Annotated in this window: 19 protein-coding genes and 3 pseudogenes; 17 read left to right on the top strand and 5 right to left on the bottom strand. The window is 64.3% G+C overall.

Annotated features, from left to right (window positions below; genetic code table 11):
• The first annotated feature begins 46 nt into the window (after positions 1-46).
• From AB7Z56_RS22445 to AB7Z56_RS22425, 5 genes are all read left to right on the top strand, one after another.
• Positions 47-853 (top strand): enoyl-CoA hydratase/isomerase family protein, encoded by an 807-nt coding sequence (locus AB7Z56_RS22445; RefSeq protein ID WP_063986375.1) that lies wholly within the window; start codon positions 47-49, stop codon positions 851-853.
• A gap of 128 nt (positions 854-981) precedes the next feature.
• The gene (locus AB7Z56_RS22440) at positions 982-2454 is read left to right on the top strand and encodes a DASS family sodium-coupled anion symporter (protein WP_063983311.1); all 1473 of its coding nucleotides are present in this window, start codon (positions 982-984) and stop codon (positions 2452-2454) included.
• 233 nt (positions 2455-2687) lie between these two features.
• Entirely contained in the window at positions 2688-3827 is a 1140-nt protein-coding gene (locus AB7Z56_RS22435) for a methionine ABC transporter ATP-binding protein (RefSeq protein WP_187387699.1), read from the top strand.
• On the top strand, positions 3817-4482 hold the full coding sequence (locus AB7Z56_RS22430) for a methionine ABC transporter permease (protein WP_063983310.1): 666 nt from the start codon (positions 3817-3819) through the stop codon (positions 4480-4482). Before AB7Z56_RS22435 ends, AB7Z56_RS22430 begins: the two co-directional genes overlap by 11 nt.
• Before the next feature lie 28 nt (positions 4483-4510).
• Complete coding sequence (locus tag AB7Z56_RS22425) at positions 4511-5284, top strand: MetQ/NlpA family ABC transporter substrate-binding protein (RefSeq protein WP_063983309.1); 774 nt, start codon at positions 4511-4513, stop codon at positions 5282-5284.
• Positions 5285-5461: 177 nt separating this feature from the next.
• On the opposite strand, the gene AB7Z56_RS22420 is transcribed toward AB7Z56_RS22425, so the two are convergent.
• On the bottom strand, positions 5462-6451 hold the full coding sequence (locus tag AB7Z56_RS22420) for a helix-turn-helix domain-containing protein (RefSeq protein ID WP_063983308.1): 990 nt from the start codon (positions 6449-6451) through the stop codon (positions 5462-5464).
• Between the two features lie 179 nt (positions 6452-6630).
• Here AB7Z56_RS22420 and AB7Z56_RS22415 point away from each other — a divergent pair.
• The 5 genes and pseudogenes from AB7Z56_RS22415 (at position 6631) to fsrB (ending at position 13785) form a co-directional block, all read left to right on the top strand.
• Positions 6631-7827 (top strand): annotated as a pseudogene (locus tag AB7Z56_RS22415) (serine hydrolase domain-containing protein).
• 15 nt (positions 7828-7842) lie between these two features.
• Positions 7843-9843, top strand: coding sequence for a primary-amine oxidase (locus AB7Z56_RS22410; RefSeq protein WP_231141974.1), 2001 nt, complete (start codon positions 7843-7845; stop codon positions 9841-9843).
• Positions 9844-10050: 207 nt separating this feature from the next.
• On the top strand, positions 10051-10509 hold the full coding sequence (locus AB7Z56_RS22405) for a hypothetical protein (protein WP_028147544.1): 459 nt from the start codon (positions 10051-10053) through the stop codon (positions 10507-10509).
• Between the two features lie 81 nt (positions 10510-10590).
• The gene (locus AB7Z56_RS22400) at positions 10591-11997 is read left to right on the top strand and encodes a Dyp-type peroxidase (RefSeq protein ID WP_063983306.1); all 1407 of its coding nucleotides are present in this window, start codon (positions 10591-10593) and stop codon (positions 11995-11997) included.
• A 495-nt stretch (positions 11998-12492) separates the two neighbouring features.
• Positions 12493-13785, top strand: a complete 1293-nt coding sequence (fsrB, locus tag AB7Z56_RS22395; RefSeq protein WP_063983305.1) for a siderophore utilization protein FsrB — start codon at positions 12493-12495, stop codon at positions 13783-13785.
• A 350-nt stretch (positions 13786-14135) separates the two neighbouring features.
• Here fsrB and AB7Z56_RS22390 read toward each other — a convergent pair.
• Both AB7Z56_RS22390 and AB7Z56_RS22385 read right to left on the bottom strand, forming a co-directional pair.
• Positions 14136-14229 (bottom strand): annotated as a pseudogene (locus AB7Z56_RS22390) (ClpX C4-type zinc finger protein); the annotation flags it as partial.
• A 72-nt stretch (positions 14230-14301) separates the two neighbouring features.
• Positions 14302-14454 (bottom strand): annotated as a pseudogene (locus AB7Z56_RS22385) (glyoxalase superfamily protein); the annotation flags it as partial.
• 289 nt (positions 14455-14743) lie between these two features.
• Between AB7Z56_RS22385 and AB7Z56_RS22380 the strand changes: the two are divergent.
• Positions 14744-15559, top strand: coding sequence for a hypothetical protein (locus AB7Z56_RS22380; RefSeq protein ID WP_354123804.1), 816 nt, complete (start codon positions 14744-14746; stop codon positions 15557-15559).
• Between the two features lie 147 nt (positions 15560-15706).
• Here the strand turns inward: AB7Z56_RS22380 and AB7Z56_RS22375 are convergent, their stop codons facing one another.
• Positions 15707-16903, bottom strand: coding sequence for a M24 family metallopeptidase (locus AB7Z56_RS22375; protein ID WP_441256419.1), 1197 nt, complete (start codon positions 16901-16903; stop codon positions 15707-15709).
• 149 nt (positions 16904-17052) lie between these two features.
• Positions 17053-18030, bottom strand: coding sequence for a LysR family transcriptional regulator (locus AB7Z56_RS22370; protein WP_063983301.1), 978 nt, complete (start codon positions 18028-18030; stop codon positions 17053-17055).
• Between the two features lie 228 nt (positions 18031-18258).
• Between AB7Z56_RS22370 and AB7Z56_RS22365 the strand changes: the two genes are divergently transcribed.
• From AB7Z56_RS22365 to AB7Z56_RS22340, 6 genes are all read left to right on the top strand, one after another.
• Positions 18259-19467 carry an ABC transporter substrate-binding protein gene (locus tag AB7Z56_RS22365; RefSeq protein ID WP_063983300.1) on the top strand — a complete coding sequence of 403 codons (1209 nt, stop codon included), beginning with the start codon at positions 18259-18261 and terminating at the stop codon, positions 19465-19467.
• On the top strand, positions 19464-20213 hold the full coding sequence (locus AB7Z56_RS22360) for a nitroreductase (RefSeq protein ID WP_063983299.1): 750 nt from the start codon (positions 19464-19466) through the stop codon (positions 20211-20213). Before AB7Z56_RS22365 ends, AB7Z56_RS22360 begins: the two co-directional genes overlap by 4 nt.
• A complete protein-coding gene (locus tag AB7Z56_RS22355; RefSeq protein ID WP_063983298.1) occupies positions 20192-20731 on the top strand; it encodes a 4-hydroxylaminobenzoate lyase in 540 nt (179 codons plus the stop codon). Before AB7Z56_RS22360 ends, AB7Z56_RS22355 begins: the two co-directional genes overlap by 22 nt.
• Positions 20732-21216: 485 nt before the next feature.
• A complete protein-coding gene (locus tag AB7Z56_RS22350; protein ID WP_354123803.1) occupies positions 21217-22236 on the top strand; it encodes a TRAP transporter substrate-binding protein in 1020 nt (339 codons plus the stop codon).
• 30 nt (positions 22237-22266) lie between these two features.
• Entirely contained in the window at positions 22267-24156 is a 1890-nt protein-coding gene (locus tag AB7Z56_RS22345; protein WP_354123802.1) for a TRAP transporter large permease, read from the top strand.
• Between the two features lie 23 nt (positions 24157-24179).
• Positions 24180-25829: an acyl-CoA synthetase gene (locus AB7Z56_RS22340; protein ID WP_283016466.1), complete on the top strand. Its 1650-nt coding sequence runs from the start codon at positions 24180-24182 to the stop codon at positions 25827-25829.

Raw genomic sequence — 25829 nt, 5'->3', positions numbered from 1 at the left:
GCCGGATGTAGGCTAGCCTCGCAGCAAAGCGGATTGGGAGACATTGGTGACGAACTTCGTGACGATCGAGAAGGGCCTCGGACCGGAGGGGCGGATTGCGGTGGTGCGGTTCGACCGCGGCGACGGCATCAACGCGCTCTCGCCGGAGGCACTGCGCCAGCTCACCGCGGCCGCGCGCAGCTTCGAGGATGATGCCGCAACGTCCGTCGTGGTTCTGACGGGCAGCACCAGCGCCTTCAGCGCCGGCTTCGACCTCAAGGATGCCGAGGGCCGCTCGCGCAAGGACATGGATCTCGGCACGCTGCGGCGGCATCTCAAGCTCGGGCCGCGTCTGACCCACGCCTGGCATGAGATGGAGCAGATCACGATCGCCGCCATCGAGGGTTTTTGCGTCGGCGGCGGCGTCGCGCTGGCCGTGGCGCTCGACTTCCGCGTGATGGGGCACGACGCGCATCTGCGCGTGCCCGAGATCGGGCTCGGCATGAACATGAGCTGGCAGAGCATCCCGCGCATGCTGCATCTGATCGGGCCGGCCCGCACCAAGCAGGCGGTGATCCTGGCCGACCAGCGCATCAGCGCTGATGAGGCCTATGAATGGGGCCTGGTGGAGCAGGTGGCCGATCCCGGCCATGCGTTCGATGCCGCCATGGAGCTTGCCCGGAAGGTCGCCGCGCAGCCGCCGCTCTCAGTCGCAATGACCAAGCTGACCGTCAACCGGCTGGCACATGCGCTGGACGATCTCGCCAGCCACATGGACGTCGACCAGTTCGCGCTGGCGAGTCTCACCGAAGACCACAAGGAGGGCATCGAGGCGTTCCTGACCCGCCGCAAACCGCGCTTCAAGGGGCGGTAGCAAGGGGCGGTAGAACGTGAAGTCAGGCCATTGATCGCGCCGCGGACAGTCCGTATACGCCGCGCTAGGACAAAAACGGCTCGGCCAACGGGCGGTACAATGCGACGACAATCGAGGGGGGAGGGCCCATGGCCGCTAGCTCGCAGACGCCTCAGGCAAAAGGGTTTAGCTGGAAGCTGATCGCGCCGCTCGTGGTGTGGCTGGCCATCTATCTGTGGCCGGTGCCGACGGGTCTCAACGCCAATCAATGGCACTATTTTGCCGTGTTCGCGGCCGTCATCACCGGACTCATCCTGGAATCGATGCCGGTCGGCGCGGTCGGGTTCATCGGGCTGACGGTCGCTGGCGTCGCCGGCTATATCGATCCCGATCCCGGCAAGTCGCTGCGCTGGATGCTCGCGGGCTTTGCCGAGAGCACGGTGTGGCTGATCGTCGGCGCCTTCGTATTCTCGATCGGTTATCGCAAGAGCCAGCTCGGCCGCCGCATCGCGCTGGTGCTGGTGCAGAAGCTCGGCCGCAACACGCTCGGTCTCGGCTATGCGGTGGCGATGTCGGACTTCCTGCTGGCACCAGCGACGCCATCCAACACCGCGCGCAGCGGCGGCATCGTCTATCCCATCATCAGCAACATCCCGCGCATCTACGGCTCCGAGCCGGGACCGACCGCCGGCAAGATCGGCACCTATGTGATGTGGACGGCGTTTGCGGCAACCGCGATTACCAGCTCGCTGTTCTTCACCGCGCTCGCGCCCAATGCGGCCGCGCTTGCGATCGCCAAGAGGACCGCCGGCGTCGAGGTGAGCTGGGCGCAGTGGTTCGTCGGCTTTGCGCCGCTCGGCATCCTCCTGATGATCCTCGTTCCGCTGCTCAGCTATGTGGTCTGCCGTCCCGAGGTGAAGCACAGCCCGGAGATCTCCGAATGGGCGGCCAGGGAGGTCAGCGAGATGGGCCCGATGTCGCGCAACGAGTGGATCATGCTGGCTCTGATCATCCTCGCGATGTTCCTGTGGATCGCGGGCTCGAGCCCGGACATCCACGTGCCGCTGCTCGGCTCGAACTTCGTCAACGCCACCACCGTCGTGTTCATCGTGATCTCGCTGATGCTGGTGACGGGCGTGATCGAGTTCGCCGACATCGTCAGCGAGAAGAGCGCCTGGGAGGTGTTCTTCTATTTCACCTCGCTGCTGACGCTGGCCTCGGGCCTCAACGAGATCGGCTTCATCAAATGGTTCGCGACCGAATACGCCAAACCGCTCGCGGGGCTGTCGCCGTCGACCGCGATGATCCTGCTGGTCGCGCTGTTCTTCTGGATCCACTACTTCTTCTCGAGCATCACCTCGCATGCGGCGGCCGTGCTGCCGGTGGTGCTCGCGGTCGGATCGGGCATCCCCGGCCTGCCGGTCACGACGCTCGCCATGCTCTGCATGTATTCGCTCGGCCTGATGGGCGTGATCTCGCCTTACGCGACGGGACCCGCGCCGATGTATTTCGGCAGCGGCTACATCGGGAAGGGCCAGTTCTGGGGCTTTGGGCTGCTGTTCGGGCTGCTCTATTTTGCGGGACTGCTGCTGATCGTGCTGCCCTGGTTGCAGATCAGTTGAGCGGGGCCGGAAGCTCATACCCCCGGCAGACGAATTTTCTTCGCCGGGGTGGGATTAGGAAAACTTCGTCCAACTCCCCGCAAATATCTGACATTGCAAGGAAGACCTGAAAAGGCGATGGTGCGTGCTGCAGTGCAGCGCGTTCCACCGGAACCCTCGCCGCGATTTCACTCTCCGTCGCTTGACGCGACCGGTTCCCGCATGCCCCACGGGGGCAGCAGGAACTGTTGTGCATGAAGGCCGCCCCCATGAACGCCCACCAATCGCTCGCGATCGGACAGAAGATCGAAACGCTTGAAGCGATTTCACCTGCCGCCCGAAACGCTGACGCGATGGTCCGTTTCGAGGGCATCTCGAAGATCTATCCGGCCTATCGCGGCAAGCCCGGCGTCAACGCGCTGCAAGACATCGACTTCGCGATTGCGCGCAGCTCGATCACCGGCGTCATCGGCCGCTCCGGCGCCGGCAAGTCGAGCCTGGTCCGGCTGATCAACGGGCTGGAGAAGCCGACCACGGGCCGCGTGATCGTCGATAACAGCGATATCTCGGCGCTGGCCGGCCGCGAATTGCGGCTGGCGCAGCGCTCGATCGGGATGATCTTCCAGCATTTCAACCTGCTGTCGTCGCGTACGGCGGCCGACAACATCGCGCTGCCGCTGGAGATCGCCGGCTGGGCCAAGTCCGACATCAAGGCCCGCGTCGCCGAGCTGCTGGCGCTGGTCGGCATCGCCGACAAGCACGACCGCTATCCTTCCGAACTCTCGGGCGGCCAGAAGCAGCGCGTCGGCATTGCCCGTGCGCTGGCGACGCGGCCGAGCGTGCTGCTGTCGGACGAGGCGACCTCGGCGCTCGACCCGCAGACCACGCGCGCGATCCTCGATCTGCTTGCCAACATCAACCGCGAGCTTGGCGTGACCATCGTGCTGATCACCCACGAAATGTCCGTGGTGCGACAGCTCGCCAAGGAAGTCGTGGTACTCGATGCCGGCCACGTCGTCGAGAGCGGCCATGTCGCCGATATCTTCACCCATCCCAAACACCCGATCACACAGTCTTTCCTGGCCGAGGTCATCGGCGACAGCCTGCCGGTCTCGCTGGCGAGCCGGATCGTACCAGAGCCGTCTGCGGGCGGGCAGGCCGTGATCCGCGTCCAGGTGCGCGGGGCAGGGGCCGGCGACACGGTGGTGGCGCGGCTTGCCCGCGAGCTCGGTCTCGACGTGGCGCTGCTGTCGGCGCGCATCGACGAGATCGGCGGCCAGCATGTGGGCTCATTGACCCTCGGTATTCCCGGTGGCGAGGACGCGGTGACGCGCACGCTCGCCTGGCTCTCTCAATATCAACTCCCGGCGGAGCGTCTCGGCTATGTCGCCTGAACTCATCAACCTCATCGTCCAGGCAACAGGCGAAAGCCTGTACATGGTCGGCATCGCGGCACTGCTCGGCACCGCCTTCGGCCTGCCGCTCGGCGTGTTCCTCGCGACCAGCCGGAAAGGCGAGCTGTTCGCGGCGCCCACCATCAATCGCGTGCTCGGCATGGTCGTCAATGCGACGCGCTCCACGCCCTTCATCATCCTGGTCGTCGCCATCATCCCGTTCACGCGGCTCATTGCCGGCACCTCGATCGGATCGACCGCGGCGATCGTGCCGCTGGTCATCGCATCGACGCCGTTCATCGCGCGTCTGGTCGAGGCCGCGATCCGCGAGGTCGATGGCGGCCTGATCGAAACCGCGTCCTCGTTCGGGGCATCACCGATCCAGATCGTTCTCAAGGTACTGATCCCCGAAGCGTTGCCCGGCCTGCTGCTGGCGCTGACGCTCGCGGTGGTCAGCCTGCTCGGCTACTCCGCCATGGTCGGTGCCGTCGGCGGCGGCGGACTCGGCGATCTCGGCATCCGCTACGGCTATCAGCGCTTCATGCCGGAGATGATGCTGGCCGTCGTGGTCGTGCTGATCGCGCTGGTGCAGCTCGTGCAGAGCGCGGGCGATTATCTGGCACGCCGGGTCAACCGCCGGCTGCGGCAGCGCTGATACTCATTCCCTGAAACTGGAGACTACAATGCGCTTTCTCGCAACCCTTGCGGCTGCAGCCTTGCTTGCGACCACCGCTCAAGCTGAAACCATCCGCGTCGGCGTTACCGCCGGCCCCCATGCCGAGATCCTGGACGTGGTGAAGAAGGTCGGCGCCGAGCGCGGCCTCGACATCAAGGTGGTCGAGTTCACCGACTACGTCATTCCGAACCAGGCGCTGGCGCTGAAGGACCTCGAAGCCAACTCGTTCCAGCACGAGCCTTACCTGAAGAACCAGATCTCCAAGACCGGCTGGAAAATTGTCAAGGTAGCCAACACGATCGGCTCGCCGCAGGGCGTCTATTCGCAGAAATACAAGAAGCTCGCCGATTTGCCGGAAGGCGCTCGCGTTGCGATTGCCAGCGATCCCTCCAACGGCGCGCGCGGCCTGATGATTTTGGCGCTGCACGGCGTGATCAAGCTAAAGGATCCGAACAACGTCTCCTCGACCATTGCCGACATCACCGACAATCCGAAGAAGCTGCGCTTCGTCGAGCTCGATGCCGCCCAGCTGCCGCGCGCGCTGCAGGACGTCGACGTCGTCTCGATCAACAACAATTACGCCGTGCAGGCCGGCCTCAATCCGGCGACCGATGCGATCGCGCGCGAGAACCCCGATGGTCCCTGGGTCAACATCCTCGCCGTCCGCGAGGAGGACAAGGACAAGCCGTGGGTGAAGCAGTTGATCGCGGTCTATCACTCCGATCCCGTGAAGGCGTTTCTTGAGACGCGCTTCAAGGGTACGTATTTGCCGACCTGGTGACGTGCCCGGCCTGCATGGCTCGAGACGCCCGCTTGCGCGGGCTCCTCACCACGAGGGTCCAATATCTCGCCGCAAAACACGACCTCATCCTGAGGGCCCGCCAGAGGCGGGCGTCTCGAAGGATGGCCGCAAGCGAGCTGCTAGCCACGACTAGTCGTAGAGTAGAAGACGCGCGCGTCAGGCGATAAGCCTCGCGCGCCGCAGTGTCTCCGAGGGCAGCTCGGAGAAGTGGCGCTTGTAGTCGAGCGAGAACTGGCTGAAGTGCCAGAAGCCGTGTTGCACGGCGACGTCGTAGATCGACGTCTCGGCGCCGCCGGCGCGCTTCAGGTCCCGCCGCACCCGATTCAGCCGCATCGCGCGCCAGTAATGCATCGGGCTCGTGCCCACGACTTCCTGAAAGCAATAGCCGAGCTTGCGCGGGCTCGCGCCGACCGCCTTGCAGACCTCCAGCAGCGACAGCGAGCGATCGCCGCTGCCATGCATCAGCTCGCGGGCGCGATCCACGGTGCGCTTGCGCGCCGTGGCGCTGCGGCCGGGATCGCTGGGCTGGGCCGTCGGCAGCATGTCCATGATCTCGACGAGGAGGGCGTCCTCCAGCGCCTGTCGCGCGGCCGGATCGTCGAACCGTTCGGATGCGGCCGTGATGGTCTCGTGAATGGCGGCGAGGTGGGCGCGCAGCCGCGCGACCGGCGCCGCCGCCATCTCGATCACCAGCAACTGGTGCCAGACGGCGCGCGGCAATTCGATGTCGAGCCGTGCCGCAAGCTCCGCGATCAGCGCCGCGCTGGCGACGACACCGCGGAGCTCGAACGCCTTCGGCGTACACATGTCGATCTCGGCGTCGATGCTGGCGATGACCTGGGAGCCCGCAACATTGGCGCCGTTGCAATTGACCTCGCTGCCGCCGTGCCAGGGCAGGCCGATGCCAAAGCTGTCGGCACCTAGCTGGCCGTATTGGCGCACCTGCTGGCTGGTGATCTCGCGGAAGACTTCGAGCCGGGGCAGGGAGAGTTGCGTGAAGCTGCCCCGGAACGCCCCGGCGCTGATCTGGTCGTAGCTCAGCCGCCAGCGGCCGAGCGTGGCGCAATGCTCGTCGACATCCGTGCTGCTCGCTTGAAGTAGATTGGCAGCCGAGTCTTGAATCGGAAGAGTTGCGCTTAAGGCCATGACAGCACGTCAGTATTTGCAAGCCGAATAGCCAGCAAGAACTACGCCAGACTGGCACGGCCATGGCCGCTGTCCAGCAAAATATTGCCGGATCTCGATAACGCCCGATGCGGCCTGTGTGCAGTCTTCTCCCTTGCCGTTCCGACATCGCAGTCGGGATGGCCTTGCGGAGGATCGAGATGCGACCGACGGACATCATGCGCGGCAGCCCGCCCACGCCCGAGGCCCAGGTGACCCGCGCCAACTGGCGCAGCTTTCCCGCCATCCGCTGGGGCTTCACCCACACCCGCGAAGTGCTGCCGACCGCGGAGGTTCGCCGCTCCGCGCATCCCACACCGATGGCAAGCGCGCCGCGCGAGCTGCAAAAGCTCAGCTTCACCGCGCCGGACGGCAAGCCGACCACGGTCGAGGCCACGTTGCGCGAAACCTTCGGCGATGCGCTGCTGGTCATGCACCGGGGCACACTGATCCACGAATGGTACGGCGACGGCATGAGCGTCACCACGCCGCATCTGATCTGCTCCATCAGCAAGTCGATCGCCGGCACGCTCGGCGGCGTGCTGGCTGCGCGCGCCCTGCTCGATCCGGAGGCGAGGGTGGTGCGCTACGTGCCGGAGCTGGAGAGCTCGGTCTATGGCAGCTGCACCGTCCGCAACGTCCTCGACATGGCGGTCGCGATCAAGTTCGAGGAGGACTACGAGGATCCGGCCGGCGACGTCGCGCGCTATCGCTTCTCCTCGGGCTGGGACGTGCCGCCGCCAGGCGTCGAGGCCGGCCATCAGCGCGCCTATCTCACCACGCTGCGCGGGACAGGAAAGCCGCACGGCAAGGTGTTCCACTACGTCTCGACCAATACGGAAGTGCTCGGCTGGGTCTACGAGCGCGCCTGCGGCATGCCTTACCATCGCATCCTCTCCGACTATCTCTGGCAGCCGATGGGCGCCGAGGAGGATGGCTCCCTCACGCTCGACAGCCACGGCATGGGCCGCATCGCCGGCGGGCTTTCCGTCACCGCACGCGATCTGCTGCGCTTCGGCGAAATGATCCGCTGCCGCGGCGTGGTCGAGGGACGGCAGGTGGTGCCGGGCTAGTGGATCGACGACATCCACGAGAACGGCGATCCCCAGGCGTGGAAAGACGGCGACCTCGCCGACATCTTCCCGGGCGCCCGCTACCGCAGCAAATGGTACACGATCGATCCGTCGCGGAACGATCTCGCGGGGATCGGCATTCACGGCCAGTGGCTCTACATCGACGCGGCCACCGACACCGTCATCGTCAAGCTCGCGACGCAGCCGAAGGCGATGGACGTTCCGCTCGACCACCGCTGGCTCGCCGCCTTCCGCGCCATCACCGCGCATCTCGCCCCGCGCTGATTTCTGGTCATCATCATGCTCGATACCGTCAAAGCCAAATCACCGATTCAAGCGGCCGCACCGCATCCGCTCGATCCTCTGACAGCCGAAGAGATCACGGCCGCCTGCACGCTGGTTCGTGCCGCCGCGACCTCGCCGGAGAACTGCCGCTTCCCGACCGTCCGGCTGGAGGAGCCGACCAAACAGGAATTGGCTACGGGCGGAGCAGGGCGCCGCGCCTTCGCGCTGACGCTCGACGTCACCACGGGCGAGGCGATCGAGCACATCGTCGATCTCGGCCGCAACGAGATCGTCGGCCGCAAGGTCATTCCGAACCGCGAGGCGCCCTATGGGCAGCCGCCGGTGATGCTGGAAGAATTTTTCAAGTGCGAGGCCGTGGTGAAGGCCGATCCAGGCTGGCGCGCGGCGATGGTCCGCCGCGGGCTCACCGACAAGGATATCGAGCTGGTCCAGGTCGATCCGTTCTCCTCGGGCTTCTTCGATTTTGAGTACGAGCGCGGCGCCCGTATCGTGCGCGCCGTCAGCTTTTTCCGCGAACATCTGCAGGACAACGGCTACGCCCATCCGATCGAGGGCGTAGTCGCTGTGGTCGACCTGATCGGCGGCAAGGTCATCGACCTCACGGACGCAGACCCGATCGTGCCGATCCCGCGCAAGAAGCGGAATTACGGCGCGCATGAAGTCAAAAACCCGCGCACCGACATCAAGCCGCTGCATATCGAACAGCCGGAGGGCGCGAGCTTCAAGGTCGATGGCTGGAAGGTCGACTGGCAGAAATGGAGTTTTCGCGCCGGCTTCACGCCGCGCGAAGGGCTGGTGCTGCATCAGCTCGCCTACCAGGACGGTGATCGCAAGCGCTCGCTGATCCATCGCGCCAGCGTCACCGAGATGGTGGTGCCCTATGCCGATCCGACCGAGAACCATTTCTGGAAGTCGGCGTTCGATGCCGGTGAATACGGGCTCGGCATGCTCGCCAATGCGCTCGAGCTCGGCTGCGACTGTCTCGGCAACATCCATTATTTCGACGTGCCGGCCGCCGACAACAAGGGCGCGCCCTTCGTCATGCAGAATGCCATCTGCATGCATGAGGAAGATTACGGAATTGCCTGGAAACACTACGAATTCCGCAACGGCCTGTTCGAGGTGCGCCGCTCGCGGCGCCTCGTCATCTCGTTCTTCGCCACCGTCGGCAATTACGACTACGGCTTCTACTGGTACCTGTACCAGGACGGCACGATCCAGCTCGAGACAAAACTCACCGGCATCATCCAGACCGCCGCCGTGCCATCCGGCGAAAAGTACAAATGGGGCGGCATGGTCGACGACAATCTGGGCGGCCCAACGCACCAGCATTTCTTCAACGTGCGCCTGCACATGGACCTCGACGGCGGCGGCAATACCGTCACCGAGCACGAGTTCCTGCCGCGGCCCTGGGGCGCGGACAATCCGCACGGCAACGCGTTCGATACCACGACCCGCATCCTGTCGCGCGAGCGTGATGCGGCTGCCATTGCGAACGGCGAGACCGGCCGGTTCTGGAAGATCAGCAATCCCAACGAGACCAATTCGGTCGGCAACGCGCCGGCCTACAAGCTCGTGGTCAATCCGAGCCCGCTGATGCTGGCGCAGGAGGGCAGCTATGTGCGCAAGCGCGGCGGCTTTGCCACAAAGCATGTCTGGGTCACGGCCTTCGACAAGGACGAGAAATACGCCAGCGGCGATTATCCCAATGTCCACGCCGGCGGCGACGGCCTGCCGCGCTACGCCGCGCAGAACCGCAACATCGAGAATACAGATCTCGTGGTGTGGCACTCCTTCGGCCACACCCATGTCTGCAAGCCCGAGGATTTTCCGATCATGCCGGTCGAATATGCCGGCTTCATGCTGAAGCCGACCGGATTCTTTTCGGCCAATGCCGCCGGCGACATTCCGCCGGAGCGCAACAGCCGCAGCGTGCTGGCGGGCGACCCGAAGGATGCCGCCGGCGGCGCGTGCTGCCACGCCGGCAAAGCGTAGGCTCGTCGCGCGACAACAACGTTCGCAGCAGGCCAACCAGCGCTGGTTCGCTGGTCGCATGCGCTCGCGGTCGAATTGTCAGGGGAGTATTGCTGCCCCTTTCGAAGGGCCCGCGACGCGACGGCCGGCCGCACGTCGAAAAGATCGCTTCCAATTCCTTTCGAGAGTGATACCATCTTAAGGTTGTATTCTTTAAGGAGATTTCCCATGACCCATGCACTCAATCTCACGCTGCCGATCAAGCAGGATGCCGAGACCCTGGCAAAGCTGCGGAATCTCGAGGCGAGCTTCACTGAGAAGGTTCAGCCCGCCATCGCGGCGGCGCTGAAGCAGTCCAGGATTGTTCATTTCGCCCGGGTCGTCGTCATCGAGGACAAGTACATCCAGGTCATCACCGAATATGAGGGAACGCACCAGGAATACACGGAGTTTTTCCGGCGAGCGCTCACGCCGATATTTGCCGCGATATTTTCCCTGGCAGATACGACTGGCCTGGACATCAACGATCCCAATGCGTTCTTCGAATTCTCGAAGAACCACAACGCGCGCTCGCTGGGCACTGCGACCGACGGCTCAACCGACATCAGCGGCAACCCGTCCGGCTGGCTGTTCTCGGCTTACGACGGCATGACTGTTGCAGACATTCTGGCAAAGCTCGGGAAATAGCTTTCAGAGCGTATTTGCGCTTTCGGGATAGGCCGGCTTTGAGGCTGCCTATCGACTGACCGTTCTTGCAGGGCAGGCGCCATGGTGGATCTCGGCAATTTGCAGGCGATCGTCGCTCGAAGCTCGGCCAAGCCGCTACTTGCGGCTCTGTTGTTTAGGTTTGGCGACGCCGGCGGCGCCAGGTCCTTCCTGCGGCAATGGATACCGCGGGTCGCGGTGGGGGCGGGCCCGGACGCCGAGGGTCCCGCGTTCCACTTCATGTTCAGTTGGAACGGCATCGCGACGATGATGTCGGGTCGCGCCGACCTTGACGTCGCGCAGGGGCGGCAGCAATTCGAGGTATCGTTCGTGGACCCGGCGCAGGCGCCGGATGGCGGCATTGCGACACAGCTTGGTTTCTTCGACGCCAGCGCTCCGGCGGGATGGTGGGACGGCAAGTTCAAGTCGAGCGATATCGATCTCGCCATCCACATCGGGTTCGACACGCCCGAGCAGAAAGCCGATTGCCTCGCGCAGGTGCGGCAGTCCGCGACAGGCCTCGGTGTCCGGGAATTGTCGCTCGACAGTTGGGACGACGGCGCGCTGTCCGGCTGTCGGCCAGCCGACGGCCGCCTGCATTTTGGCTATCGTGATGGAATCACCGCGCCCAATATTGACTGGCAGGATGCGCCGGCTGCCAGGGCTTCCGACGCCGTCGATTGTCGCGAGATCGTCGTCGGCTATCCGAACAGCGATTTTCCCACTGCACCGTTCAAGCCCGGTCCATGGCAGGACTTCGCGCGCGATGGATCATTCGTCGGCCTGTCGTGGCTTTATCAGGACGTCGCGGCCTTCAACAGATTCCTGAAGGCGAATGCACCGCAGGCGGCGCCGCATGTCGGCCCGGAACTGGCCGAAGAATGGATCGCGGCCAAGATGATGGGGCGCTGGCGACACGGGTCGCCGCTGTCACGTTTTCCGGATGCACCACCGTCGACCCCGCAATTGAACGATGCTTTCGGCTATGGCGACGATCCAAACGGCGTCAAATGCCCGCTCGGGGCTCACATTCGCATTGTCAATTGCCGCGATCATCCGCTGAAATTTGCCAATCAGATTCGTTTCCCCAAGGGGCCGCCACGCGTCATACGCCGCGGATTTTCCTACGGTCCTCATCTGGAGGGCACGGAGGACGACGGCAAGGACCGCGGCATCGTAGGGCTTTTCTACTTCGCCAGGATCAACGAGCAATTCTATACCATCTTGCGGTGGATGCATCAGACCGACTTTGCCGACGCCTACATGCGCCTTCCGAACGGAGCCAACGCGCAGGATGCCTTGACTGGAAACCGGGCAGATCCAAAGGCCGAGACCCGGTTCCAGGTTCCGCTCGCGGGGGACGCCTCCGTGACGTTCCAGATGAAGCAATTTATCCGCTACAAGGGCGTCGCAGTGCTGTTTGCGCCGAGCGTTAAAGCGCTCAACACGATGATTGCCGTGCAACGTTGAATTGCCGGCTCCCGTCAGCCTTCGCATCGTCGTCGCAGCCATTCGCTCGCGGCAGCGAGTCCGCCGTTGTCACGCGTTTGCGGACAAGCGGCGAATGTTCTCACTCTAGAAGCATTCCATATCGAAGCGCTCATAGAAGCCGGCGATGCGCCTCGACGCGCAGATGGGCGCATTGGTCGCACGATTTATTCCCCGGTCTCGATAGATTCTAACTCTGCGTCTCTCGCACTGAGAATGCCCCCGCGTTAGGGCGAGAGTCCAAAAATCATTCCGGCAAAGCCGGCAGCGCGGGACCTCGCTAGACGTGTCAGACTTCCAACTTCGTTCGTGCTCCAATGCGCGTGTTCGACAGCTTCAGGTGCTTTTCTTCGGCGCCGTCAGCACATTCGCTCTCTGCGTTCCCTTCGCGCCCGTACAGGCGCAGACTCAAATTCCCACGGTCTCGGTGGAAGCGCCGGCGCAGCGCGCCCGACCCGCTTAATGAGAGTCGAGACGATGAGAGCGATATTTGGCAGGCTGCATCGCTGGGCGGGACTGCTCACGGCCGGATTCCTGTTCTTCTCCGGCATCACCGGGGCGATCATCTCCTGGGACCACGAGATCGACGAGGTGCTGAATCACCACCTGTTCGATGTCACCAGCAAAGGCCCGGCCATTCCCTCGATCGAGCTCGCGAAGATGATCGAGCAGCGCGATCCCCGCGCGCGCGTCGTCTACCTCTTCATGACGCCGGAGGAGGGGCACTCGCTGTGGTTCTTCGTGATGCCGCGGATCGATCCGGCGACGGGAAAACGCTTCGCGATCGACTACAACCAGATTTTCCTCGATCCCAACACCGGCGCGGAGCTCGGCCGGCGCTATTGGGGCGCGGTGTGGCCGGTGACGCGCGAAAACTTCGTCTCGTTCCTCTACAAGCTCCACTATACCATGCACATCCCGGAATTCTGGGGCAGCGATCGCTGGGGCATGCGCGTGCTCGGCGTGATCGCCATCATCTGGACCATCGATTGCTTCGTCGGCTTCTATCTGACGCTGCCCTCGCGACGGCGCGCCAAGACCGCGCGGGCGCCCCAGGTCACGCGCCAGCTCGAACGCGGCTTCTGGGCGCGCTGGGCGCCGGCCTGGACCATCAAGGCATCGGGCAGCGCCTACCGGATCAATTTCGACATCCATCGCGCCTTCAGCCTGTGGACCTGGGGCGTGCTGTTCGTCATCGCCTTCACGGCGTTCTCGCTGAACCTCTATTTCGAGGTGTTCTCGCCGATGATGAAGATGGTGTCGAACTACACGCCGACGCCCTATGAGCAGCGGCCCTACCGCAATCCCGACGATCCCATCGAGCCCAAGGTGACGTTCGCCGACATTGCTGCGCGCGCGGCGGCTGAGGGCAAGGGGCGAGGGTGGACCGTCCCGGTCGGCGCGCTCAGCTACGGCCCGGCCCATGGCGTCTATGCCGCGGCGTTCTTTCATCCCGGCGACGATCACGGCGCCGGCGGCGTCGGGCCGGCGCAGCTCTATTACGACAGCGAGGACGGCCGCCCGATCGGCGAACGGCTGCCCTGGGTCGGCACGGCCGCCGACATCTTCGTGCAGGCGCAATTCCCGCTACATTCGGGCCGCATCGTCGGGCTGTTCGGCCGCATCTTGATCTCGATCATGGGCCTCGTGGTGGCGGCACTGTCGGTCACCGGCGTCGTGATCTGGTGGCGCAAGCGCCGCGCCCGCGTCCGGGCGCGCGAGACGGCGGCGATGCGCCTGAGCCGGCAGCAACTCACGCCGGCGGAGTAGGGCCGGCGTGCCGCTCGATCGTCTGCGCGTTTACCGAGTCCGCTCGTTGACGATGGGCATCGCTGTCTGCAGCGCCTGCTCGTAACGCTTCGACTGACTGAGCGAAAACTTCTTCATCGCCAGCAGTTCGTCGGACGTCTTGCCTCTCAATCGGGCGACGTTGGATGTCTTGAACACGTCATCATTTGCCGCCGAAGCGTTCTGTCGAAGCGCAAAAACCCTTTCGATGTTCTGCGACAACAGCCGATTGCGCTCCACCCCTTTGTTCGCGTGCTCCACATAGTGAAGCAGTCTATCGGTGGGCATGGCGCGAGCACTGTCTGCATCGCCTTCGATGAGGCGAAGCAGCTGCTCATCAACGATATCGGTGCATAGGTCGATACATTCGTCGCATATAAAGACAGCTGGCCCAGCCACCAGCTTGCTCACTTCATGCTGGTTCATGCCGCAGAACGAACAGTAGATGGGACGATCCTGCTGGGCAGGATTCTGCACGCCAGCACTCGGCTGCGCCGCATCAATCTTGGCCGACAGAATATTCCAGTTCTCGTACCCGAACGCTTTCGCGATCAGTTCCAAAGCTTCGCTGTGAGTGGTTTGCACGGCTTTGGCATTCAAGGCATCGCGCAAGGAACGAGCCATAGCCTTCGCATCGCGGAAATCGCGCATGAGAGCACCCGTATCGGCGAACGGAGAAGATCGGTGCCTGCCTTGCCGACCCGCTCGCCAATAGCGAGGGTGAGGGCGACTTTGATACGTTCACCATCCCCAAAGGGCGCAGGCAGCGGGTGTATCGACCCAACCGAATTTTGGCGCTGGACGGCCGCTCTTGTCAACCTGAAACGGGTACATCGACACCTCCGGCCGCCGCGCAGTTTGCAGTTCAGGAGCCGATGAACCTTCCAGTCCGGCACCGGCACAAAGACTGGAGATCGCTCCCAGTCTTCCGGAAATTGCAATGAGATCGCTCGCCTTGCTCTGCCTGCTCGTTTTCGCGACGCCAACCGACGCCGCCACGCCCGAGCAGCACTATCTCGATTTACGCGATCGCTACATCGCAAAATTCTCCAAAGCCAAGGAGAACGACGAGACTTTCAAGCAGCACGATGCAGCGCTCAACGAGCTGACCGGTGTGCTGCGCGGCCTGGTCGGACCGGTTACGATCAAGGGGCTGCCGGCCGAGGGCAAGTCGAACGCCGACACGCTGTTCAAGGGCGACTCGGGCTTCGGCCATCTCGACGGTCTGGGCTTTGCCTCCGAAGGCGACAAGATGCAGGCCGTGGTGACCACCACAGGTCTGCTCAAGCACTGGCTGCGCGAGCACCGCGAAGACGGCATGCCGCAGGAGATCGCCGCAGCCTTCAAGCCGGATCGCTTCTACTATCAAGCCATCCAGGACTCGGCCTTCGCCAAATATGCCGAGCTGCCGATCACGAAGCCCGCATCCACGAGTACCGCGGTCGCCGTGCTCGGCGTGCGCGGCAACGGCGACCTGAAGGGCGCGCCGCACGAAATCGATGTCGTCGCGATCCAGGGCGAGAAGGTCTTCTTCCTCGCCGTCACCGACGCCGTGAAGACGGCCGAGATCCCGGCCTGCGAAAAAGTCTGGAAGCAGATGATGGCCAGGAAGACTCCAGAGGACGCCATGGCCAAGGAAGACCAGGCGATGGACGGCTACACCAAATGTTTCGCCAAGGAAGCGCCAAGCCAGAGCTGGTTCGCGGGCGCGGTGAAGAAGGCGCAGAGCCAGCTGGAGATGCTGCTGGCGCGGTAATTGCGCAGCTTCACCACACTCCGCACCTCATCCTGAGGAGCCCGCAAAGCGGGTCTCGAAGGATGGCCACACGCGAGAGGCGGGCCTTCATGGTTCGAGACGCGCGTGCCGCGCTCCTCACCATGAGGGTATTGCAACGCCATCAGGCTAGAGCGCGCTGCCACCCAAATTCCACCCCCGTCCGCCCTCGCCAAAAATCTCATACCCGGTCGGCGTCACCACAACCGTGTCCTCGAGCTTGATGAAGCCGCGCTTCGGATGCTTCATGGTGGTCTCGATCGAGACCACCATGCCTGTTTCGAGCGGCAGGCGGGCGTCGGTGTCGTCGTAGGGGACCGGGCCCTTCGCGGTCAGGCGAGGGGCCTCGTGGCTGACGAGGCCCATGCCGTGGGCCAGGAAATCGGTGCAGTCGCGCTGGGTGATCTGGGCAAGCTGCCGTTCGGCCGCGACGTAGATGTCGCCGCCCAGAGCGCCCGGCCGGACCGCGGCGAACGCGGCGCGCTGCACGGCTTCGATCTCGGCCAGACAGTCTCTCAGTTCGGCATCGGGCTCGCCCAGCACGGCCATGCGGGCGAGGTCGCCGATATAGCCGTGATAATTGCCGCCGGAGTCGAGCGACAGCACGTCGCCTTGCTCCCAGCGCTGCGATGACGGCGCCCTGTTGTGGCTGCTGCCGCAGGCGAGCAGGCAGTATTCGAACGTCAGGCCGCGATTGGCCTCGGCGATGCGCAAGCCGTCCGACAATTGCTGCTTGGTCGTGCCGGGCCCGTGCCCGGCGATCACCTCCAGCATCGAGGCAATCACCAGTTCGGATGCGGTCTTGAGCTTGGCCAGCTCATCGGCCGACTTAACCGCCCGCAGCCGCTCCAGCACCAGCAGCGCGTCCTTGAGCTCGGCACCGGGCAGGGCGTCGGCGAGCGCCCTTCCTGCATCCATCGGCAGGAACGCCATCTCGACCCCGACCCGCTTCAAGGGCACGCCGGCATCCCGGATCAGGCCCACGGCCCGCGTCACGGCATCCACCGAGCCATTGGATTCGGTGCGGACCTGCGGCACCCATGGCGGCGCCACGGCACGCTGATGGGTTTCCAGACGGTGACCGATATAGACCGCCTTATCAGGCGCGCCCCTGGGATAGACCAGGACCGGCAGATAGCGGCTGACACCCATGGCGTCCATGTAGTCGAAGAAAATCGCGCGCTCGGCGCCCAGCAGGTACTGCACATTGTGCTTGGAGGTCGCGACCAGCACGTCGAGGCCGGCGGCGTCCATCAGCTTGTCGAGTTTGGCGGCATCGAACGGAATGGCGCGCGAGCTGTTCGCGCGGGCGGCGCTCTCTTGCATGACAGGGCTCCCTTGGGCGGGCGGTTGGGACCGCCTTGTATCGTTGACCTCTTCAGGACTGCGACGCCTAGTCTAGCACAACCTTCCACTCGCGCGCCCCAACCGAACGACCCGATGGAAAATGGAACCAGGACTGAGAGCGTCTCCAGCTAGCGTCCACGCCTGAGATCCGCTGTCGCGCGCCTGAGGATATCGTGAAGCCAGTCATGCGACGGCTCGCCCTCGATACGTTCGTGCCACAACAGCCGGACCTCGACCGGCGTTGTGGCGTAAGGCAGTTCGTACGTCGTGATGGCATGCTCACGTTCGAATGCCCGCGCCAATGGACGCGGAACGATGGCCGCGAGTTCAGAGTCCGCGAGCAGGGCGGGCAGCGCCAGGAAATGCGGCAGCGAAACAGCTATGCGCGGCGGCCGGTCGCTTTCGGACAATGCCCGTTCGAGTGCCGCGCGGTCATACATCTCCGATCGCCTTGCGAGGCCACGCTCGGAGATGAAGCCTCCGATCGCTCCCTCCTGCTCGCCGCCGAAGGAGACAACGACCAGCGGCATGCGCGCCAGGGCCGCGTTGTCGATCCGACCGAGCTTGCGCTTTCCGCCCACGATCAGCACGTCGTCATATTCGAACAACAGTGAGGTCCGAAAGCGGTTCGGCGGATCCGAGAAGACGCCGATCGCAACGTCGATGCGACCGAGGTCGATCTGCTCGGCGAGGTCGATCCGCGTCACCGGCTTGATAATCAGGTCGATCGCCGGCGCCTCAAGCCCAAGTATCTTCAGGAGCGGTGACGCCAGCACCATCGTGGTGAAGTCGTTGGCGGCCAGGGTGAACTGTCGGGTCGAGGCCGCCGGAACGAAGCGCGGCTGCTCGACCGCCGCCTCGAGAGATCGCAGCGCTTCGCGAACCTGTGGAGCCATCGTCAATGCACGCGCGGTTGGCTGCATGCCGGTCGCCGTGCGCACGAACAGATCGTCTTCCAGCATCTCGCGGAGCCGGGCGAGCGAATGGCTCACGGCGGATTGACTGAGCGCAACCCGCTGGCTCGCCCGCAGCACGCTGCGCTCCTCCATGACGGCGTCGAAGACCTTGAGCAGGTTCAGGTCCAGGGTCTTGAAGGAAACAGCCACGTGCAGGACACCGTCGCAGGCGGATCGCGCGCCCGTTGCATAACTGCGATCTATTCCAGTTAAGGCCATGCGCGCAGCCGACGCAACCGAGCAGGGCGCCCGGACCGCGACGCCTGGCCGTTCGCGCCACCAATCTGAAGGCGGTTCAGGATCACTCTGCAAGAGTTTCACTTCCGCATTCGCGCGATCCCGTCATGATCCCGACGCCGGATTTGGAGGAGATGGGCAATGAAATCCTGCGGGATGTCGATCGGAGCTTTCGGACTGGCACTGGCGCTGTTCACGGCGCCGGCTATTGCGCAGGACGGTCCGGTGAAGCTCGGCGTTCTCACCGACATGTCCTCGCTCTACGCCGACAATGGCGGCCAGGGCTCGGTGGTTGCGGCGCAAATGGCGGTCGACGATTTCGGTGGTCAGGTGCTGGGGCGCGGTATCCAGATCGTCGCGGGAGACCACCAGAACAAGGCCGATGTGGGAGCGACCATCGCGCGGCGCTGGATTGAAAACGAAAACGTCGAGGTCGTCCTCGACGTGCCGAATTCTGCGGTCGCGCTGGCGGTGCAGGGCATCACACGGGACAAGAAGAAACTGTTCCTCGCCACCGGCGCCGCCACGTCGCGCCTGACTGGCGACGAATGCTCGCCGACCGGAATTCACTGGACCTACGACACGTATGCGCTGTCGCAGGGAACGACACGGGCGATGTCGCGTCTCGGCGCAAAGTCCTGGTATTTCATTTCGGTCGACTATTCTCTCGGCGCCCAGCTCGAGGCCGACAGCCGCAAGGTCATCGATGCCATGGGCGGCAAGGTGATCGGCGCCGTGAAACATCCGCTCAATACGCCGGATTTTTCGTCCTTCCTGCTCCAGGCACAGTCCTCGAAGGCGGACGTGATCGCGCTCGCCGACACCGGCGGCGACTTCATCAACGTCGTCAAGCAGGCCGGCGAATTCGGCATCACGCAGCGGCAGAAGCTGGTCGGCCTGCTCGTCTTCATTGCTGACATTCACAGTCTCGGGCTCCAGAGCGCCCAGGGCCTGATGCTGAGCTCGGCGTTCTATTGGGACCTGAACGAGGATACACGGGCGTGGTCGAAGCGCTTCATCGCCAAGACCCAGAAGGTCCCGACCATGATCCACGCCGGCACCTATGGCGCGGTGATGCACTACCTTAGGGCGGTCCAGGCGGCCGGCACGCTGGATGGGCCGATCATAGCCGCCAGGATGCGCGCCATGCCCGTGAACGATCTCATGACCAGAAATGGCCGGATCCGCGAGGACGGCCGGCTGGTCCGCGACATGTATCTGTTTCGCGTCAAGTCGCCCGAGCAGTCCAAATACAAGTTCGACTATTACGAGCTGCTGGCGACGATTCCGGGCGAGGAAGCCTTCCGGCCGATGGAGCAAGGCGGATGTCCGCTCCTGAAGCAGCCATGATCGGCGAGGGCGCAGCCGTGCAGAGCGGCATAGACGAGATCATCGCAGGCCGTTTTGCATGCCGCGACTTCTCGGGCGCGCCGGTCGGGCGAGGGACCATCGAGCAGATTCTGCGCGTGGCACGGTTTGCGCCAAGCGGCGCCAATATCCAGCCCTGGCACGTCTACGTGCTGGCCGGCGATGCCAAAGACAGGGTCTCGGTGGCGCTGCGCGAGGCGCACGAAACCGCCCGCGACGCGCATATGTCGGAATACAGATACTACGCCAGTGATCTGCCCGAACCCTACCTGCAACGACGACAGGAGTTCGGCCGGTTGTTCTACGGTTCGCTCGGCATCGCCCAGACCGATATCAAAGCCAGGAGCGGCCAGACCGCCAAGAACTATGCGTTCTTCGGCGCGCCCGTCGCGCTGATCGTCACGATCGACCGGCGCCTGGAGGTCGGCAGCTGGCTCGACCTCGGCATGTTCATCCAGAACGTGCTGCTGGCTGCGGCAGGCCATGGGCTCCAGTCATGTCCGCAGGAGACGTTCTCGAAATACCACCGGATCCTGCGTCCGCTGCTGTCGATCCCGGCGGAGCAAATGGTCGTGTGCGGCATTTCGATCGGCCGTGCCAGGCACCAAATCGCGGGCAGGCTGATGCCGCGCGCGGACATCGCGGACTTCGCCTCGTTCGCGGGCTTTGAAGAACAAAGTGCAACCCAAATGGAAAGGACAACGCCATGGGAAGCCGAGACGAACTGATTCAGTGCAGCATTCCGTTTCTCCGCGAGGTCAAGGACATGACGCCCGGCGCGGAGATGGAGCGGTGGCTCAACCAAACCTACGGCGAGGGCAGCCAGCTCTACCAGGACCTGGCGCGGCTGATTAAGCGCGGCGTCGAGGAAGGCTGGGCGGCGAACCAGGAGGTCGACGGTCCGAACTACCGGCGCAGCCGCATCATGGATCCGACGCCTGAAACGTTCCAGTTCAGCATCACGGCCGTCTACATGAACAGCACCGATCCGCGCCGCTTCAAGGACGAGGACGACCACGACGTGCTCCGCGGGCAATATCACGGTCACCCATACGGGGAACTGAACCTGGTCGTGCCGCTGGACAAGGGCGCCGAGCTCAAGGGGCTGCAGGGCTGGCAAGGGCCTGGCTGGACCGCGCCCGACCCCGGCAGCCGGCACTATCCTGAGGTGCGCGGCGGCGCCGTCATCGCGCTGTTCTATCTGCCCGCCGGACGCATCTCCTACGACTTCGCGGCGCCGTCCTGACTGCCGGCCGGACCATCTCGGGTGACGCCGTGCGCGAGCGTCACCCGCTCAGAAGAATGCACAGCTGAGCCCGCGCGCGGCGATGCGCCGCGACGCCACGGCCAGCAACGCGGCTCACCATGAACGGTGGGGAGGGATTTCGGCGACCATGCGCCAGGCGGGCCCCAGCCCGGACCGCCACATCCGTAATTCGCATAAGGTATATTATGGAATATCTTTATATACAATTAGATCAGATATTTAGATCGAATTCCTGACACCGCGTCTTCGCTTGCCGTCCGTTTTCGGTCTACGCCGCGACCGGCCTCTCGGCTCTTGTTGTTTTTCAGATTTTGAATCCGGGCCATCTGCCGAAAGCCGATATTGCCGCAACGGTGCCCGGCTGCAATAAGCGAGACCTCGCGAGATCGCAGATGACCTTCAGGCCTTCCGTCCGTATAGGTTTGCATCTCAGAACAATAACAAACTTCCGAGGAAGCAGACCCATGAGCTTTTCCCGACGCACGCTTCTCAAGGCCTCCGCCGCGACCGCGGTCCTGGGCGGCCTCGGTGCGCCCCATGTGGCCCGCGCCCAGAGCGCCGAGTTCACCTACAAATACGCCAACAACCTGCCTGACACCCATCCGCTGAACGTGCGCGCCAAGGAGATGGCGGCGGCGATCAAGGCCGAGACCAACGGCAAGTTCGACCTCCAGATCTTTCCGAACAACCAGCTCGGCTCCGACACCGACATGCTGAGCCAGATCCGGTCCGGCGGCGTCGAATTCTTCACGCTGTCAGGCCTGATCCTGTCGACCCTGGTGCCGGCCGCGTCCATCAACGGCATCGGCTTCGCGTTCCCGGACTACGGCACGGTCTGGAAGGCCATGGACGGCGACCTCGGCGCCCATGTCCGCGGCGAGATCAAGAAGGCCGGCCTCGAGGTCATGGACAAGATCTGGGACAACGGCTTCCGCCAGACCACGTCGTCGAGCAAGCCGATCACCGGTCCCGACGACCTCAAGGGCTTCAAGATCCGCGTGCCGGTGTCACCGCTGTGGACCTCGATGTTCAAGGCGTTCGACGCCGCGCCCGCCTCGATCAATTTCGCCGAGGTCTATTCCGCGCTTCAGACCAAGATCGTCGAGGGCCAGGAGAACCCGCTGGCGATCATCTCGACCGCCAAGCTGTACGAGGTGCAGAAGTACTGCTCGCTGACCAACCACATGTGGGACGGATTCTGGTTCCTGGCCAACCGCCGCGCCTGGAGCGCGCTGCCAGAGGATGTGCGCACCGTCGTCGCCAAGAACATCAACGCCGCCGCCGTCAAGGAGCGTGAGGATACCGCCAAGCTCAATGCGAATCTCCAGCAGGAGCTCGCGGGCAAAGGCCTGACCTTCAACCAGCCTGCGGTGGCGCCGTTCCGTGACAAGCTGCGCTCCGCCGGCTTCTATGCCGAGTGGAAGGGCAAGTATGGCGACCAGGCCTGGGATCTCCTGGAAAAGGCCGTCGGCAAGCTGTCGTAACGCGTCGGGGCCGCCGAGGTTCTTATCGAGATGGCTCATGTCGAGGTTCAGGCGACCGAAGTGGTGGGCGAGGTGGCTGTTCAGCCCCCTCGCCGATCCCCCGTGCTGGCCTCGCTGGAGCGCCTCCTCGGCCTCGCCGTCGAGATCCCCGCGGCAATCCTGGTCGTCGCCGAGATCGTAATCCTGTTTGCCGGCGTGGTCGCACGCTATGGCGTGCACCGGCCGCTTATCTGGTCGGATGAGCTCGCCTCGATCCTGTTCCTGTGGCTGGCGATGCTGGGCGCGGCGGTCGCATTCCGCCGCTCCGAGCACATGCGCATGACGGCGCTCGTCGCGAGCGCGCGGCCGGCGTTGCGCGCCTATCTGGACATGGTCGCGACCTGCGCGGCGCTGGCGTTCCTGGCGCTGATCGTCTGGCCATCCGCCGAATACGCCTACGAGGAAAGCTTCATCACCACGCCGGCGCTCCAGATCTCGAACATGTGGCGCGCCGCGGCGCTGCCGGCCGGCATCTGCCTGATGGCGGTGTTCGCGCTGCTGCGGCTGCTGCGCGCCGCCGATTACCGCATGGTGCTGACGGCGGTGATATCGGTTGCCGTCATCGTCGGTCTGTTCTGGTTGGCGCAGCCTTATCTGCGGCCGCTCGGCAACCTCAACCTCGTCATCTTCTTCGTCGGCGTCGCCGGCTTCTGCGTCTTTGCCGGCGTTCCCATTGCGTTCGGGTTTGGCCTCGCGATCTACGGCTATCTGGCGCTGACCACGCGGACGCCGGTGATGGTGCTGGTCGGGCGGATGGACGAGGGCATGAGCCACCTCATCCTGCTCTCGGTGCCGCTGTTCGTGTTCCTGGGGCTTCTGATCGAGATGACCGGCATGGCGCGGGCCATGGTCGCGTTCCTGGCGAGCCTGCTCGGCCATGTCCGCGGCGGCCTGCATTACGTGCTGGTCGGCGCGATGTATCTCGTCTCCGGCATCTCCGGCGCCAAGGCCGCCGACATGGCGGCGGTGGCGCCCGTGCTGTTCCCGGAAATGAAGCAGCGCGGCGCCAAGCCCGGCGACCTCGTGGCGCTTCTTGCGGCTACGGGTGCCCAAACCGAGACCATTCCGCCGAGCCTCGTGCTGATCACGATCGGCTCGGTCACGGGCGTATCGATCGCCGCCCTCTTCACCGGCGGCCTGCTGCCCGGCGTCGTGCTCGCCATCACCCTCTGCATGCTGGTGTGGTGGCGCTATCGCCACGAGGACATGAGCCATGTGCGCCGCGCCACGGGTGGCGAGATCGGCAAGACCTTCGTCATCGCCCTGCCCGCGCTCGCGCTTCCCTTCGTGATCCGCTACGCCGTGGTCGAGGGCATTGCGACCGCGACCGAAGTCTCCACCATCGGGATCGTCTACGGCGCCCTGGTCGGCCTCCTCGTCTACCGCCGCTTCGACTGGCGGCGGCTGTTTCCCATGCTGGTCGAGACCGCGGCGCTGTCGGGCGCGATCCTGCTGATCATCGGCACGGCGACCGGCATGGCCTGGGGGCTCACCCAATCCGGCTTCTCGCGCTCGCTGGCTTCAGCCATGACCGGATTGCCCGGGGGGCCTGCGACCTTCATCGCCGTGTCGATCCTGGCCTTCACCATCCTCGGCAGCGTGCTTGAGGGCATTCCGGCAATCGTGCTGTTCGGGCCGCTGCTGTTTCCGATCGCCCGTGCCGTCGGCGTGCACGAGGTGCACTACGCCATGGTGATCATTCTCGCCATGGGTATCGGGCTATTCGCCCCGCCCTTCGGCGTCGGCTATTATGCCGCCTGCGCCATCGGACGCGTCGATCCGGCCGAAGGCATCAGGCCGATCTGGGGCTATCTGCTGGCGCTGCTGGTGGGATTGATCATCGTCGCGATCTTCCCCTGGATCTCGATCGGATTCCTGTAGAGCGCGGCGTCAAGGAGGGTTCGATGAGCGAGCGGCAGAACCAGTACAATATCGGCCTCGACAAGACCCCCGCCAATTACGTCCCCCTGAGCCCGCTGAGCTTCCTCGCGCGCAGCGCCGCCGTCTATCCCAACCACGTCAGCACTGTCTATGAGGGCCGCAGCTTCACGTGGCGCGAGACGCATGAGCGCTGCAAACGCTTTGCGTCCTGGCTCGGCGGCAAGGGCATCGGCGTCGGCGATACCGTCGCGGCGATGCTGCCGAACATTCCGGCGATGAACGAGGTGCACTTCGCCGTCCCCATGACCGGCGCCGTTCTCAATGCGCTCAACATTCGTCTCGATGCGCCTTCGATCGCGTTTCAGCTCGATCATGGCGGCGCCAAGATCATCCTGGTCGATCCGGAGTTTTCGACTGTCATCACCGACGCGCTCGCGCAGATGAAGGGCCCGAAGCCGTTCGTCGTCGACGTCGACGACGCCGCTTTCAAGGGCGGCAAGCGCATTGGCGAGATCGAGTACGAGGCGGCGGTTGCGCAAGGCGACCCGGACTTCGCGGCGATCCCGCCCAAGGACGAATGGGACGCCATCGCGCTGAGCTATACTTCGGGCACCACGGGCAATCCCAAGGGCGTCGTCACCCATCATCGCGGCGCGTATCTCAACGCCGTCAGCAACATCCTCGCCGGCCAGCTCGGCCAGCATCCGGTCTATCTCTGGACGCTGCCGATGTTCCACTGCAACGGCTGGTGCTTCCCCTGGACCATCGCTGCGGCCGCCGGCATCAATGTCTGCCTGCGCAAGGTCGAGCCGACAAAAATCTTCGAGCTGATCAAGCAGCACGGCGTCACCCACATGTGCGGCGCGCCGATCGTCTACAACACGCTGATCAACGCACCCGATGCGCCGAAGGGCAGTGCCGCGCGCGGCGTCGTCGGCCTGATCGCCGGCGCCGCACCGCCGGTCGCGGTGCTCGAAGGCGCAGAAAACATCGGCATCAGGCTTACGCACGTCTACGGCCTGACCGAGGTCTACGGCCCCGCCTCCGTCTGCGCCGAGCAACCCGGCTGGGACGATCTGCCCGCCGCCGAGCGCGCCAGCATGAAGCGGCGGCAGGGCGTGCCCTACCCGCTCGAGGAAGGCGTCACCGTCATCAATCCGCAGACGATGCAGGAGGTGCCCCGCGACGGCGAGACCATCGGCGAGGTCATGTTCCGCGGCAACATCGTGATGAAGGGTTACCTCAAGAACGAGAAGGCGACGAAAGAAGCCTTCGAGGGCGGCTGGTTTCACACCGGCGACCTCGGCGTGCTCGACGAGCACGGTTACGTCATCATCAAGGATCGCTCCAAGGACATCATCATTTCCGGCGGCGAGAACATTTCCTCCGTCGAGGTCGAGGACATCCTCTACAAGCATCCGGCCGTGCTGTTCGCAGCCGTCGTCGCAAAGCCCGATCCGAAATGGGGCGAGGTGCCCTGCGCCTTCGTCGAACTGAAGGACGGCGCCAGCGCGACCGAAGCCGAAATCATCGCCTTCTGCCGCACGCATATGAGCGGCTTCAAGACGCCGAAGGCCGTCGTGTTCGGACCGATCCCGAAGACGTCCACGGGCAAGATCCAGAAATTCCTGCTGCGTAACGAGATCGGCTCGTCGAAGGCGATCTCGGCCTGA

The organism is Bradyrhizobium sp. 482_C4_N1_8 (assembly GCF_052075965.1).
Classification (GTDB): Bacteria; Pseudomonadota; Alphaproteobacteria; order Rhizobiales; family Xanthobacteraceae; genus Bradyrhizobium; species Bradyrhizobium barranii.
This window is presented reverse-complemented; position numbering and strand designations above follow the sequence as displayed.